This is a genomic window from Mesorhizobium silamurunense (genome assembly GCF_014843905.1).
Classification (GTDB): Bacteria; Pseudomonadota; Alphaproteobacteria; order Rhizobiales; family Rhizobiaceae; genus Mesorhizobium; species Mesorhizobium silamurunense.
The window spans coordinates 1-215 of the sequence record NZ_LPVS01000114.1; the positions used below are offsets into that span (position 1 = coordinate 1).

The window sequence follows — 215 nt, forward strand, 5'->3', positions numbered from 1 at the left end:
CACCGAAACCTGCCTGCGCATCGGCGGCTATGTCCGCTACGACATCGGCGTCGGCGACGTCGGCTCGTTCGACGGCGCGAAGGCGTTCGACCATGAGGACGGTGATGAGCAGGACACGTTCTACAAGCAGGCCCGCTTCACGCTGAAGACCTGGACCGGCCAGGAGACCGAGCTCGGCACGTTGAAGACCTACACCGAGACCCGCTTCAACTTCG

At 63.7% G+C, this 215-nt stretch carries 1 protein-coding gene; it reads left to right on the plus strand.

What is annotated here, in order from left to right; all coding sequences use genetic code 11:
- Positions 1-215: porin (locus AU465_RS32650; protein WP_192257099.1), on the plus strand; the 215-nt coding region annotated here is incomplete at both ends.